Annotated in this window: 13 protein-coding genes; 8 read left to right on the plus strand and 5 right to left on the minus strand. The window is 66.2% G+C overall.

Annotated features, from left to right (window positions below; translation table 11 throughout):
• The first annotated feature begins 5 nt into the window (after positions 1 to 5).
• Complete coding sequence (locus tag AB1281_RS05940; protein WP_049445693.1) at positions 6 to 503, plus strand: pyridoxamine 5'-phosphate oxidase family protein; 498 nt, start codon at positions 6 to 8, stop codon at positions 501 to 503.
• 92 nt (positions 504 to 595) lie between these two features.
• On the opposite strand, the gene AB1281_RS05945 is transcribed toward AB1281_RS05940, so the two are convergent.
• The gene (locus AB1281_RS05945; RefSeq protein WP_430345297.1) at positions 596 to 1,255 is read right to left on the minus strand and encodes an exopolysaccharide biosynthesis protein; all 660 of its coding nucleotides are present in this window, start codon (positions 1,253 to 1,255) and stop codon (positions 596 to 598) included.
• Positions 1,239 to 2,543: a hemolysin family protein gene (locus tag AB1281_RS05950; RefSeq protein WP_049445691.1), complete on the minus strand. Its 1,305-nt coding sequence runs from the start codon at positions 2,541 to 2,543 to the stop codon at positions 1,239 to 1,241. The genes AB1281_RS05945 and AB1281_RS05950 overlap by 17 nt, the downstream gene beginning before the upstream one ends.
• Before the next feature lie 292 nt (positions 2,544 to 2,835).
• On the opposite strand from AB1281_RS05950, the gene AB1281_RS05955 reads away from it, so the two are divergent.
• On the plus strand, positions 2,836 to 3,462 hold the full coding sequence (locus AB1281_RS05955) for a DUF47 domain-containing protein (RefSeq protein ID WP_004152833.1): 627 nt from the start codon (positions 2,836 to 2,838) through the stop codon (positions 3,460 to 3,462).
• Between the two features lie 13 nt (positions 3,463 to 3,475).
• Positions 3,476 to 4,597, plus strand: coding sequence for an inorganic phosphate transporter (locus tag AB1281_RS05960; protein ID WP_006431323.1), 1,122 nt, complete (start codon positions 3,476 to 3,478; stop codon positions 4,595 to 4,597).
• Between the two features lie 407 nt (positions 4,598 to 5,004).
• Here the strand turns inward: AB1281_RS05960 and AB1281_RS05965 are convergent, their stop codons facing one another.
• The 3 genes from AB1281_RS05965 to parE form a co-directional block, all read right to left on the minus strand.
• Positions 5,005 to 6,501 (minus strand): S10 family peptidase, encoded by a 1,497-nt coding sequence (locus tag AB1281_RS05965; RefSeq protein WP_101765248.1) that lies wholly within the window; start codon positions 6,499 to 6,501, stop codon positions 5,005 to 5,007.
• A gap of 110 nt (positions 6,502 to 6,611) precedes the next feature.
• Positions 6,612 to 7,190 carry a GNAT family N-acetyltransferase gene (locus AB1281_RS05970; protein WP_075674802.1) on the minus strand — a complete coding sequence of 193 codons (579 nt, stop codon included), beginning with the start codon at positions 7,188 to 7,190 and terminating at the stop codon, positions 6,612 to 6,614.
• 218 nt (positions 7,191 to 7,408) lie between these two features.
• Complete coding sequence (parE, locus tag AB1281_RS05975; protein ID WP_430345298.1) at positions 7,409 to 9,298, minus strand: DNA topoisomerase IV subunit B; 1,890 nt, start codon at positions 9,296 to 9,298, stop codon at positions 7,409 to 7,411.
• A gap of 172 nt (positions 9,299 to 9,470) precedes the next feature.
• Here parE and AB1281_RS05980 point away from each other — a divergent pair, with 172 nt between their 5' ends.
• The 5 genes from AB1281_RS05980 to AB1281_RS06000 all read left to right on the plus strand — a co-directional run bounded on the left by AB1281_RS05980 (position 9,471) and on the right by AB1281_RS06000 (position 13,362).
• The gene (locus tag AB1281_RS05980; protein ID WP_014036734.1) at positions 9,471 to 9,704 is read left to right on the plus strand and encodes a hypothetical protein; all 234 of its coding nucleotides are present in this window, start codon (positions 9,471 to 9,473) and stop codon (positions 9,702 to 9,704) included.
• A gap of 400 nt (positions 9,705 to 10,104) precedes the next feature.
• On the plus strand, positions 10,105 to 11,769 hold the full coding sequence (locus AB1281_RS05985) for a CTP synthase (RefSeq protein WP_049445684.1): 1,665 nt from the start codon (positions 10,105 to 10,107) through the stop codon (positions 11,767 to 11,769).
• An 89-nt stretch (positions 11,770 to 11,858) separates the two neighbouring features.
• The gene (gene kdsA / locus AB1281_RS05990) at positions 11,859 to 12,689 is read left to right on the plus strand and encodes a 3-deoxy-8-phosphooctulonate synthase (protein ID WP_014036736.1); all 831 of its coding nucleotides are present in this window, start codon (positions 11,859 to 11,861) and stop codon (positions 12,687 to 12,689) included.
• Entirely contained in the window at positions 12,686 to 13,033 is a 348-nt protein-coding gene (locus tag AB1281_RS05995) for a hypothetical protein (protein ID WP_014036737.1), read from the plus strand. The genes kdsA and AB1281_RS05995 overlap by 4 nt, the downstream gene beginning before the upstream one ends.
• Positions 13,033 to 13,362, plus strand: coding sequence for a hypothetical protein (locus AB1281_RS06000; RefSeq protein ID WP_430345299.1), 330 nt, complete (start codon positions 13,033 to 13,035; stop codon positions 13,360 to 13,362). Before AB1281_RS05995 ends, AB1281_RS06000 begins: the two co-directional genes overlap by 1 nt.
• The last annotated feature ends 6 nt before the right edge of the window (positions 13,363 to 13,368 follow it).

Genomic DNA, 13,368 nt, shown 5'->3' on the forward strand with positions numbered 1-13,368 from the left:
CCCACATGGCTGATACCCGCGCCGAACACATCGCCCAACTGGCCGAGCTGATCAAGGACGTCGAGGTGGCGATGTTCGCCACGACCGGCGTCGATGGACGACTCTACAGCCGGCCGCTGGCTACCCAGCAGGTCACCTTCGACGGTGATCTGTGGTTCGTCATCACCGCCGACAGCCCCAAGGTCGCCGAGATCGCGCTGGATCCATACGTCAACGTGGCCTACGCCTCGCCTTCGAAGAACACCTATGTGTCGGTGGCAGGGCGTGCGCGCATCGTCGACGACCGCGCGAAGATCGAAGAGCTGTGGTCGCCGGCCATGAAGCTGTTCTTCCCGGGCGGCAAGGATGACCCGAACCTGCGCCTGATCCAGGTGCGCGCTGACTCGGCCGAATACTGGGATGGCCCGGGCACGCTGCTGGGGACGGCGCTGAGTTTCGTGCTGTCGGCGGTGCAGGATGAGCCCGCGCCGTTGGCCGACAATGGATTCATCGACCTTCGATGATGGCCGATGCTCGGCATTGGTAGTGCCGGCCGCTGGCCGGCAAACCTGGAAACGTGGCAGCCGGCCAGCGGCCGGCTCTACCGGATTCCGGCTCAGAACCAACGCTGGAACAGCTCCACCGTGTAGCCCACCAGCTGCCCCGAACTGAAGCCGAAGAACGCGATCGCCGCCAGCGCCGCGATCCAGTTGAACAGCATCAGCGCACCATCGCGTTCCAGCAGTGCCAGCGAGAACAGCAGCAGCTGGAAGCCGAACAGGAAGTTGGTGAAGGGAATCGGCAGCGACAGCAGGATGCCCAGCAGCACCAGCAGCAGGCCAGTGAAGGCGTGTGCCGGCAGCGGTGTCAGCAGTTGCGGCAGGCGCGGTTTCAGCATCCGGTCCAGCCGTCGCAGCGGGCGGTCGATGCGGTCCAGGAAGCGGTGCATGGTGCCGCGCTTCGGTCCACGGCGGGCAATGAAGCCAGGCAGCCACGGGCGGCGCAGGCAGAACAGCATCTGCAGGCCGATCAGGATCACCAGTGGGCCGCTGACCGCGCCGCCCATGCCCGGGATCGGGATGAACGAGGGCAGGATCGCCACGAACAGGAACACGCCGAACGCGCTCTGCTGCAGGTTGCACAGGATCTGGCCGAGCGGCATGTGCTCGGCCGGGTCGCCGGAGGCGAACATCTCCAGCAGGGTGCGGATGCCCTCGTTGCGGTAGGCCGGGCGCTCAGCGCCCGGACCCTGCCTGGCCTCAGGCGGTGAGCTCATCGGCCTGCTCGTCGGACAGCGTGCGCAGCAGCAGCTTGTCCACCCGCGCACCGTCCAGGTCGACCACCTCGAAGCGCCAGCCGGCCCAGTCGAAGTACTCGCCCGCGTGCGGGATGCGGCCGAAGTAGTGGATGCACATGCCGGCCAGCGTGTAGTAATCGCCATCCTCGGCATCGGGCAGATCGTTGCTGCCGATCAGCTCGCGCAGGTCCTCGATCGGCAGCGAGCCGTCCACCAGCAGCGAACCGTCTTCGCGGGTCACCACCAGCGCATCTTCGTCGGCGTTCTCCACCGCCTGCAGGCGGCCGACCACGGCGCCCATCAGGTCGCTGATGGTCACCAGGCCCTGGATTTCGCCGTACTCGTCCACCACCAGCGCCATCGACTGCTGTTCCTCGCGGAAGATCTCCAGCAGCTTCATCGCGTGGGTCGATTCGGAGACGTACAGCGGTTCGCGCAGGGTCTGGAACAGCGCGTTGTCACCGCGCGCCATGCGCGTGGCCAGCGATTTCAGTTCAAGCACGCCGACCACGTCCATGTCGTTGTCGCGGTATACTGGGTACCGCGAGAACTCGTGCTCGGCCATGATTTCCAGGTTGCGCTCCAGCCCGGCCTGGGTATCCAGCCAGGCGATGCGGTTGCGTGGGGTCATCAGGCTGTCGGCGGTGCGGTCGCCCAGGCGCATGACGCGGTTCATCATGTCGCGCTCGTGGGCGTCGATCACACCGGCTTCGTGACTTTCGGCCACCAGCATGCGGATCTCTTCTTCAGTCACCGAGGCGACTTCATCCTTGCCCAGGCCGAACAGGCGCAGCACCAGCTGGGTGGTCTTGGACAGCAGCCAGACGAAGGGCAGGGCCAGCTTGGCCAGCCAGCTCATCGGCATCGCGACCAGGCCGGCAATGGCCTCCGAGCGGGTCAGCGCTAGGCGCTTGGGCACCAGTTCGCCGAAGATCAGCGTGATGAAGGTGATCAGGCTGACCGCCAGCGCGGTACCGATGTTGCCGGCGTAGGCAAAGCCGGGCATCAGGCCCTGGATCCAGCCGGCGAAGGCTTCACCCAGCGCTTCACCGCCGAGGTAGCCGGTCAGCACGCCGATCACGGTGATGCCGATCTGCACGGTGGACAGGAAGCTCTCCGGCTTCTCCGACAGCTCCAGCGCCTTGGCGGCACGCTTGGAGGTGGCGGCCATCTGCTTCAGGCGGCTCTTGCGCGAGGTCATGACCGACATCTCGGACATGGCGAAGAAGCCGTTCAGCAGAACAAGCGCGAAGACAATCAGGATCATTTCAAACACGGGCGTCGTCCCCGGTTGGTGGCAGGGAGGGCGGGTGCTTGCGATGGCGGCTGGCGCTCAGGAACAGGGTCCGGCGCGGCGCAGGGGGATAAGGGTCGTCGTCCATAAGGTGCGCCCGAAGGCGCGCTGGCATCTTAGCAAAGGGGCATGGCAGGGTGGCAACCGCCTGTTCAGGTTGGGGGTTCCAAGGCCCCGAAAGGGGGCGGGGATACCCGTGATGGTCATCTAGCCGTCATAATTCCGCCTGGTGCCGTCCTTCCCGCGACGGCTGACAGGTTTCTCAATGTTCTCTCTGCAGACCATTTTCGGTTCCGGCAAACAGTTCTACACCCTGCTCGATGAGGCTGCCGTCGCGGCTTCCGACGCTGCCAAGGCGCTGCATTCCATGCTGCGCGAGGCCGACCGCCAGCCCGCGCTGGACGCCTTCAAGCTGGCCCGCCTGCGCGAACGCGCGGCCTCGGACAAGATCAGCCAGGCGCTGGTGGACAGCTTCATGACCCCGATCGAGCGCGAAGACATCGAAGCGCTGGGCTCGGCGCTGTACAAGATTCCCAAGCAGATCGAGAAGTTCGCCGATCGCTATTCGCTGGCCACGACCCACCTGGAGCACATCGACTTCGCGCCGCGCGCGGCGATGCTGGAACAGGCCGCCGGCGTGGTGGTGGAGATGGTGGCCGACCTGCGCCACATGAACCTGGACCGGATGACCGCGCTCAACGAGAAGCTGCGCTCGTTGGAGAACGAGGCCGACCGCCTGATGCTCGAGCTGTACCGCGACATCTATTCGGGCCGCCTGGACAACCTGCAGATGTTCCTGCTGAAGGAATTCTTCGAGATCCTGGAAAAGGCCATCGACCGTTGCCGCGAGGCAGGCGTGGTGGCGTACCAGATCGTGTTGAAGAACAGCTGACGGACGCCGCCGCATGTTGACCCTTGTCCTGGTGGTGATCCTGGCCGCGCTCGTTTTCGAGTTCATCAACGGCTTCCACGACACTGCCAACTCCATTGCCACCGTGGTGGCGACCAAGGTGCTCTCGCCCGGCTGGGCGGTGATGCTAGCCGCCTTCATGAACCTCATCGGTGCACTGACCGGTACCGCGGTGGCGCTGACCATCGCCTCGGGCCTGCTCAACACCAACGTGGTCGACGTCACCCCGCAGGTGATCCTGTGCGCCCTGCTGGGCGGCATCATCTGGAACCTGATCACCTGGTGGAAGGGGCTGCCGTCCTCGTCCTCGCATGCGCTGATCGGTGGCCTCTGCGGCGCCGGCCTGGCCGCCGCCCACAACAACTGGGACGCGCTGATCTGGTCCGAGCGCCTGGGCAGCTGGGCGCAGAACAAGGGCCTGCTGTGGAAGGTGTTCGTGCCGATGATCACCTCGCCGATCGCCGGCTTCCTGCTCGGCATCGTGGTGATGGTGCTGCTGTGGGGCCTGATCGCCGGCCTGGCCAAGATCGGTGGTGCCATCGGCCGCCTGGCCCGTCCGCGCATCGTCAACGCCTTCTTCGGCAAGGCCCAGATCGCCTCGGCGGCCTACATGGGCTTCGCCCACGGCCACAACGACGCGCAGAAGACCATGGGCATCATCGCCATGACCCTGATCGGTGCCGAAGCCACCGGCGCATTGAACGACCTGCCGTCCTGGCTGGCCTTCATGCACCCGGACGCGCATGCCGGTGACGGCATCGCCATGTGGATCGTGCTGACCTGTGCGGTGGTGATGGCAGCCGGTACCGCCTCGGGTGGCTGGAAGATCATCAAGACCCTGGGCCACAAGATGGTCAAGCTGCACCCGATCCACGGCTTCGCCGCGGAGACCAGCTCTGCCACCATCCTGACCCTGGCGGCCCACTTCGGCATGCCGGTCTCGACCACGCACAGCATCTCCACCGCGATCATGGGCGTCGGTTTCGCCAAGAACCCGCGCTCGCTGAAGTTCGGCGTGATCGAGCGCATCGTCTGGGCCTGGATCCTGACCATCCCGGCCGCCGGCGGCTGCGCGTACCTGATCCTGAAGCTGTTCGAACTGTTCGGCTGGACCTGAGGCCAGCGGCCTTGGGGTCAGAGCCCTTTCCCTGCGGGAAAAGGATCTGACCCCGACAAACGAAAAAGCCCGCCGGATTCCGGCGGGCTTTTTTCATTGGATAAACAATTCTTCTGCACCCATCGTGTCGACCAAGGTCGACACCTACCAGAGCAGAACCCGGTATCTGATCCCGTGCCGACCAACGGTCGGCACCCACCAACAGCGCCCGGAACCTGTCAGCGGCGGGGTGGGGTGGGGTTGCAGGACCGTTGGCGCCATGGATGGCGCCATCGAGCCCCCAAGGATGGGTTCACGGCGTGTCCTGCAACCCCACCCCACCTCGCCAGCCCACGGAACCCCGGCTTTTGACGTTGGACGTTGCCGTTGCAGTCAGCGGGTGCCGGGCCGCAGGCCCGGCCGACCCCTCAATTACGCTGGAACAACGCCTGCACATCCTTCCGGAACGCCGCCTGGCTGTCAGCCCGGCTGTAGAACATGTGCCCCCCCGGATAACTGCGCACCTGCACCCGGTCCGGGTTGCTGCCCATCGTCGGCATCTGGTCCACGGTCAGGATCGAGCCCATGAACGGACACGACAGGTCGTTCCAGCCATGCACGATCAGCACCTGCAGATGTGGATCGATCGCCACCGCCTGGCGCAGCTGGGTCACCGCGCCCTGGCGCAGCTCGCCATTGCGGTCCCACAGCCGGTTCACGTCGTAGTTCAGTGCCTGGTAGCGCGCATCCACCTTCCAGCCGACCACGCGCGTCACGAAGTCGACCATCGCCGTGGTGGTCGGCGCGATGATGCTGTCCAGCAGTGGATCGTTGGCGCGCTGCTCCGGATCATTCGGGAACGGATCGAACGCGGTCACGTTGGAGTCGTAGCGGCTGCCCAGCGTGCCCTTGTCGCGGAATACTTCACGCAGGTAGGCCTGGGTTTCCAGGCGCCCGCCGGCGCGGCGCACGAACTGCGGGTCCAGTCCGGTCAGCGCGGTCACCCGGCGCAGCATGGCTTCCGTAGCCTGCGGATCGCTGCGGCCCTTCATCAGCGCGGTGGCGTAGTCGCCACGGGTGTACTCCACCACCTCGCGCATCGCCGCATCGGTCAGCTTGCCCTGGCGCTCCAGGTGCGCCGCGGCGATCGACGGCAGCGTCTGCATCCACGCCATCGGCGAGACATCAGCGTTGTCTTCCAGGGTCGGGCTCAGGTAGGGCGAGACCAGCACCAGGCCGTTCATCGCCACGCCCAGCCGGGTCTGCAGGAAGTGGGTGATGCGTGGGCCACGGTAGCCACCGTAGCTCTCGCCGGTCAGGTACTTGCGCGAGGCCATGCGCTGGTTGCGCAGCAGCCAGTCGTAGATCGAGCGCGACAGGTATTCGACGTCGGCACTGGGGTTGTAGAGCGCTTTCTTGGCTTCATCGTCGCCGATCCGCGCGCGGCTGAAGCCGGTACCGACCGGATCGATGAACACCAGATCGGTGAAGTCCAGCCAGGTGCCCGGGTTGTCGTGCAGGGTGGCCGGCGCCGACGCGCTGTCACCCTCGGAGCCGAAGGTCACCACCTTGGGCCCGATCGCGCCCATGTTGAGGTACACCGACGACGCACCGGGGCCGCCATTGAGCGCGAAGGTCACCGGCCGGTCCTTGCCCGGCATCGTGTAGGCGGTGAACACCACATCGGCGATCACCTTGCCCTTGGCATCGCGTACCGGCAGGGTGCCGACGGTGGCGGTGTAGTCCAGGGTGCGGCCGGCCAGCCGCATGCTCTGGCGCGCCGACGCATCGGCGGGCAGCGCAGGCGCTTCGGTCTTGTCGTCTTTCGGGTCGGGCTTGGCCTCGGCGTCGGGCGCGGCCAGCACGCTGGCAGGGGCGATGAGCAGGCCGACGCAGAGCGCGGCAGTGTGCAGCAGGGACTTCATGGCACCGGATCGGCAGCGGAAGGGGGTTCCGATGCTAGGCCGGTGGCGGGCCATGCCGTATGTGTCCAAAGGCATGGCCGTGCGATGAGGCCGCCACTGGCCAGATTGGGTCAAGCGGGCAGGGTGGCTGCCGCGTCGTCATCGGCCAGCAGGCCATAGACGGCCGAGTCGGCCAACTCCCCCTGGATGCGCCAGCGCTGGCGCAGCACCCCCTCGCGGTGGAAGCCCAGGCGTTCCAGCACGTGTGCGGAGGGCGCGTTGCGCGGGTCGATCTCGGCTTCCACGCGATGCAGGTGCAGGGTACGGAACAGATAGGCCAGTACCTGCTGCAGGGCCTCGTGCATATAGCCCTGGCCCTGGCGATCGGGGGCCAGCAGGTAGCCGATCTCGGCGCGCGCCGCATCGCGGTCCACCGCGAATACCACGCAGATGCCGAGCAGCGGACCTTCCAGCGATTCGCGCACGGCCAGCTTCAGCTGGGTGCCGATGGCATGGGCGGCGAGGTCATCGTCGATCTGCTCGCGCGCTTCGGCCTGTCGCGTCCAGGCCGGATGGTTCCACCAGCGCATCACATCCGGGTTGGACTGCAGCGTGAACAGCGCGGCGGCGTCGTCACGGCGGATCGGGCTCAGGACCAGCCGTGCACTGTGCAGCGGCAGGCCGGGGAACAGCAGCGAGTGGCTGGCCAATACGGTGGTCCACGCGGATGGACGCGCATTATGGCGCCGCCGGGTTTGCCGATGGGGGTGTAATGCCCTGGGCCGCATGGACCGGTAGTGCCGGCCGCTGGCCGGCAACCTAGATATCCAGTTGATTCATGCAGATCTGCCGGCCAGCGGCCGGCACTACCGGGCAACCGGGTCAGAGCCGTTTCCTGTCAGGAAACGGATCCGACCCTGCGCCGGGATCAGACCTCCAGTGAAGCCAGGTCGCCCTTCGACTCCAGCCAGCCCTTGCGGTCGGACGCGCGCTTCTTGGCCAGCAGCATGTCCATCAGCGAACGGGTCTGCTCGCCATCGTCCACGGTCAGCTGCACCAGGCGGCGCGTATCCGGGTGGATGGTGGATTCACGCAGCTGCGGCGGATTCATCTCGCCCAGGCCCTTGAAGCGGGTCACGTTGATTGCGCCCTTGATCTTCTCGCGCTCGATCTTGTCCAGCATCGTGCGTTTCTCTTCCTCGTCCAGGGCGTAGAACACCTGCTTGCCCACGTCGATGCGGAACAGCGGCGGCATCGCCACGAACACATGGCCGGCATCGACCAGCGCCGGGAAGTGCTTCAGGAACAGCGCGGTCAGCAGGGTCGCGATATGCAGACCGTCGGAGTCCGCGTCGGCCAGGATGATGACCTTGCCGTAACGCAGGCCGGCGATGTCGTCCTTGCCGGGGTCGCAGCCGATGGCCACGGCCAGGTTATGCACTTCTTCCGAAGCCAGCACGCTGTTGGACGAGACTTCCCAGGTGTTGAGGATCTTGCCGCGCAGCGGCAGGATCGCCTGGAAATCCTTGTCGCGCGCCTGCTTGGCGCTGCCGCCTGCCGAGTCACCTTCCACCAGGAACAGCTCGGTGCGCGACAGGTCCTGGCTGATGCAGTCGGCCAGCTTGCCGGGCAGGGCCGGGCCTTGCGTGACCTTCTTGCGGACGACCAGCTTCTCGGTCTTCAGGCGCGCACTGGCGCGCTCGATGGCGATCTGCGCAATCTTCTCGCCCAGTTCCACGTTCTGGTTCAGCAGCAGGCTGAAGGCATCGTGCGCGGCGCCTTCAACGAAGCCGGCGGCCTGGCGCGAGGACAGGCGTTCCTTGGTCTGGCCGCTGAACTGCGGGTCGGTCATCTTCAGCGACAGCACGAACGACACGCGGTCCCACACGTCTTCCGGGGCCAGCTTGACGCCGCGCGGCAGCAGGTTGCGGAAGTCGCAGAACTCGCGCAGCGCCTCGGTCAGGCCGGTACGCAGGCCGTTGACGTGGGTGCCATGCTGGGCGGTCGGAATCAGGTTGACGTAGCTTTCCTGGACCAGCTCACCTTCCGGCAGCCAGGCCACGGCCCAGTCCACCACCTCGGTGTCCTTCTTCAGGTTGCCGACGAACAGGTCGGCCGGCAGCGATTCGCGCTCGCCCAGTTCCAGCTTCAGGTAATCGCGCAGGCCGTCTTCGTAGTACCAGGTATCGACTTCACCGGTGGCTTCGTCGGTCAGCTTGACGGTCAGGCCCGGGCACAGCACGGCCTTGGCGCGCAGCAGGTGCTTCAACGCGCGCACCGCGAACTTCGGCGTATCGAAGTACTTCGGGTCCGGCCAGAAGCGCACGCGGGTACCGGTGTTCTTCTTGCCGACGGTGCCGACCACTTCCAGCGGCGTGGCGCGGTCGCCATTGCGGAAGGTGATGCGGTGTTCGGCACCTTCGCGCTTGATGTGCACCTCCACCAGGGTCGACAGCGCGTTGACCACGCTGACGCCGACGCCGTGCAGGCCACCGGAGAAGGTGTAGTTGTTGTTGCTGAACTTGCCGCCCGCATGCAGGCGGGTGAGGATCAGTTCGACGCCCGGGATCTTCTCTTCCGGATGGATGTCCACCGGCATGCCGCGGCCGTCATCGCTGACCTCCACGCTGCCGTCCTTGTACAGGATGATCTCGATCGAGCGGGCATGGCCGGCGAGGGCCTCGTCCACCGAGTTGTCGATCACTTCCTGCGCCAGGTGGTTCGGGCGCGCGGTGTCGGTGTACATGCCGGGACGGCGCTTGACCGGGTCAAGGCCGGACAGGACTTCAATATCGGCGGCGTTATAGCGGGCGTTCATCTATCTTCTAAAGCGCGGAGCGACGCGCAAGTGTGCGGTCTGGACGGCGATTTTGCACGCCTGCGGTTCAGCCTTGGCGCCGGGGAGGGGGTAAAATGGCAGCCGCTGGAATCTGAACGCCGGCGACCCCCGTTGGGTCGAAACGTCCAAGCCATACCGCGAGGAGGACCTCATGAAGAAGTTGCTGACCATTGCAATCCTGGCCGCTGCCGCTGTTGCAGTGCCGCTGGTGGTGGCGCAGAACGCTGGCCAGCCGGCCCCGCAGCAGGGTGACCAGGCCGACAAGGCGCAGGCCGAGGCCGATGCCAAGGCCAAGCGTCGGGCCCAGGCCAATGCCGAAATGAAGGCGCAGGGCCAGCCGGCCCCGCAGAAGGAAGAAGAGGAAGAGGCGCGGAAGAAGCGCTGATCCCGCAACCTGCCAAGCGCCCTTGCGACAAGGGCTGCGCACCGGAACGCCCCGCCCAGCGGGGCGTTTTTTGTTGGATCGGCCGCACAAGCCCCTTGGGTTGGCGGCCATCAATCTGTAAACTATGGCTTTCCGGGAGTAAGTGCGTGTCCACCATTTGCGAATGGGCTGGAGCGGCCAAGCGTGGCTTCCAGCATGGCGGGTCGCAGGTGACGGTCGATTTGACCGGCACGGCCACCCCGACCTCGCACGATGGTCCCCGTCCGGCGCGTGCCGCCGCACGGACCCGCACCTCCCTCGCTGTCCCAGCGAACCGGAAAACCCCCTCCGAGCACCATGCCCGCCCTCCGGGTGCGCGTGGTGCTGCCGTTTTCCATTTCCAGACAGGATGCTTGCAGCCATGACTCCCTTGATTTTCGTAACCGGCGGCGTGGTGTCCTCGCTCGGCAAAGGCATTGCCGCCGCGTCGCTGGCCGCCATTCTCGAAGCCCGTGGCCTGAAGGTCACGATGATGAAGCTCGACCCGTACATCAACGTCGACCCGGGCACCATGAGCCCGTTCCAGCACGGTGAGGTCTATGTCACCGACGACGGCGCCGAGACCGACCTCGACCTGGGCCACTACGAGCGCTTCGTGCGCACCCGCCTGAGCCGCAAGAACTCGGTCACCACCGGCCGCATCTACGAGAACGTGATCCGCAAGGAGCGCCGCGGCGACTACCTGGGTGCGACCGTGCAGGTCATCCCGCACATCACCGACGAGATCCGCCGCTGCATCGACGAAGCCACCGAAGGCTACGACGTGGCACTGGTCGAGATCGGCGGTACTGTCGGCGACATCGAGTCGCTGCCGTTCCTGGAGGCGATCCGCCAGGTGCGCACCGAGCGTGGCCCGGAGAAGGCATTGTTCATGCACCTCACCCTGGTGCCGTACATCGGCGCCGCCGGCGAGCTGAAGACCAAGCCGACCCAGCACTCGGTGAAGGAACTGCGTTCGATCGGCATCCAGCCGGACGTGCTGCTGTGCCGTTCCGAGCAGGCGGTGCCGGATTCGGAGCGCCGCAAGATCGCCCAGTTCACCAACGTTTCCGAGCGCGCGGTGATCAGCGTGCCGGACGTCGACGTGCTGTACCGCATTCCGTCGGGCCTGCACGCGCAGGGCCTGGACGAGATCGTGGTCAACCAGCTGAAGCTGGCCGACAAGGCCGGCCCGGTCGATCTGTCGATGTGGGAAGACGCGGTCGATGCGACCCTGCACCCGCTGGACGAAGTGACCATCGCCGTGGTCGGCAAGTACGTCGACCACCAGGACGCCTACAAGTCGGTCGGCGAAGCACTGAAGCACGGCGGCCTGCGCCAGCGCACCAAGGTCAACCTGAAGTGGCTGGAAGCACAGGACCTGGAAGGCACCGACATGGCCGCACTGGCCGATGTCGACGGCATCCTGGTGCCGGGTGGCTTCGGTGACCGTGGTTTCGAAGGCAAGGTGCAGACCTCGAAGTTCGCCCGCGAGCAGCACGTGCCGTACTTCGGCATCTGCTACGGCATGCAGGCGGCCGTCGTTGATTACGCCCGCAACGTGGTCGGCCTGGAAGGCGCCAACAGCACCGAGAACGACCGCCAGTCGCCGAACCCGGTGATCGGCCTGATCACCGAGTGGCGCACTGCCACCGGCGATGTCGAGAAGCGTGACGACAAGAGCGACCTGGGTGGCACCATGCGCCTGGGCCTGCAGGAGCAGCGCCTGAAGCCGGGCACGCTGGCCCGTGAGCTGTACGGCAAGGACGTGGTCGCCGAGCGCCACCGCCACCGTTATGAGTTCAACAACCGCTACCGCACCCAGCTGGAAGATGCGGGCCTGGTGATCGCCGGCAAGTCGATGGACGACACCCTGGTGGAAGTGGTCGAGTTGCCGCGCGATGCGCATCCGTGGTTCCTGGCCTGCCAGGCGCATCCGGAATTCCTGTCCACGCCGCGTGATGGCCACCCGCTGTTCATCGGTTTCATCCGTGCCGCGCGCGAGCGCAAGGCCGGCGGCAAGCTGCTGCAGGAAGCCCGCGCCTGACTTGTGATGGGGGCCGCCGGCCCCCATCTTGCACGCTTCAACCCCCAGCGCACCGGCCCGGCCGGTGCCGCGGACAACAAGGAAACGCCATGAAACTGTGTGGATTCGAGGTCGGGCTGGACCAGCCCCTGTTCCTGATCGCCGGCCCCTGCGTGATCGAGTCGATGCAGCTGCAGCTCGATACCGCCGGCAAGCTGAAGGAAGTCACCGACAAGCTCGGCGTCAACTTCATCTTCAAGTCCAGCTTCGACAAGGCCAACCGCACCTCGGGCACTGCGTTCCGCGGCCCGGGCATGGAAGAGGGCCTGAAGGTCCTGGCCGAGGTCAAGAAGCAGATCGGCGTGCCGGTGCTGACCGACGTCCACGAATACACCCCGATGGACGAAGTGGCTTCGGTGGTGGACGTGCTGCAGACCCCGGCGTTCCTGGTCCGCCAGACCGACTTCATCCGCAAGGTGTGCTCGGCCGGCAAGCCGGTCAACATCAAGAAGGGCCAGTTCCTGGCGCCGTGGGACATGAAGCCGGTCGTGGAGAAGGCCAAGGCCACCGGCAACGAGCAGATCATGGTCTGCGAGCGCGGTGCCAGCTTCGGCTACAACAACCTGGTCAGCGACATGCGTTCGCTGGCGGTGATGCGCGATACCGGTTGCCCGGTGGTGTTCGACGCCACCCATTCGGTGCAGCTGCCGGGCGGGCAGGGCACCAGTTCCGGTGGCCAGCGTGAGCACGTGCCGGTGCTGGCCCGTGCCGCCGTGGCGGTGGGCATCTCCGGCCTGTTCGCCGAGACCCATCCGGACCCGTCCAAGGCCCTGTCCGATGGCCCCAATGCGTGGCCGCTGGACCAGATGGAAGCACTGCTCGAGACCCTGATGGAGCTCGACGCGGTGACCAAGAAGCACGGCTTCTCGCGCTTCGCGTGAGTCGTGACCCGTGGGTGGCGCTGGATGCCCAGCGTCACCGCCGGCACTGGAAACAGTGGCCGTGGGGCCTGATCGCACTGGGCCTGGCCGTGCTGTTCACCGTGGGCATGTTCGGCCTGGTGCTGATCGGTGCCGCGTCGGTGCGCCCCCCGGGGGATGGCAGCAGCGCGCTCGATCTGCGCGCGTACTTCATTGCGCTGCTGGTCGCGGAGCTGCTCGGTGCCGTGGGCTGCGTCGCTGCCGCTGTACTTGCGTGGCGGCTGAATCGCGGCAAGGTAGCGGCTGGCCTGGCGATCATCCTGCTTTCGCTGTGGCTGGGCGCCCTGTTCTACGGATTGCTTTGATGAATACGAGCACGTCAGCGCGCGGCTGGCCCTGGGGCCTGATCGCGCTGGGGCTGTCCGTGCTCGCCTGGACGTCCCTGCTGCTGGGTGTGATGGCCTTTGCGGCCAGCTTCGGCTCACCGGGTGACGGCAACCACGGCATGCGGGCCATGCAGTACTGGATTCTGGCTGCTCTGGCCATGCTGGGTCTGTCGTTCTTCGGCAGCCTGGTGGCGATCGTGCTGGCCTGGCGGCGCAGGCGGGGAGCGGTCTGCGCCACCATTGCAGGCGCATTGCTGACGCTGCTGGTGTCGCTGGTCCTGATCGTGATCGGGTCCAGCTGGGGCTGATGCCGC

Origin of the sequence: Stenotrophomonas sp. NRRL B-14846 (assembly GCF_050473585.1) — a bacterium.
GTDB lineage: Bacteria > Pseudomonadota > Gammaproteobacteria > Xanthomonadales > Xanthomonadaceae > Stenotrophomonas.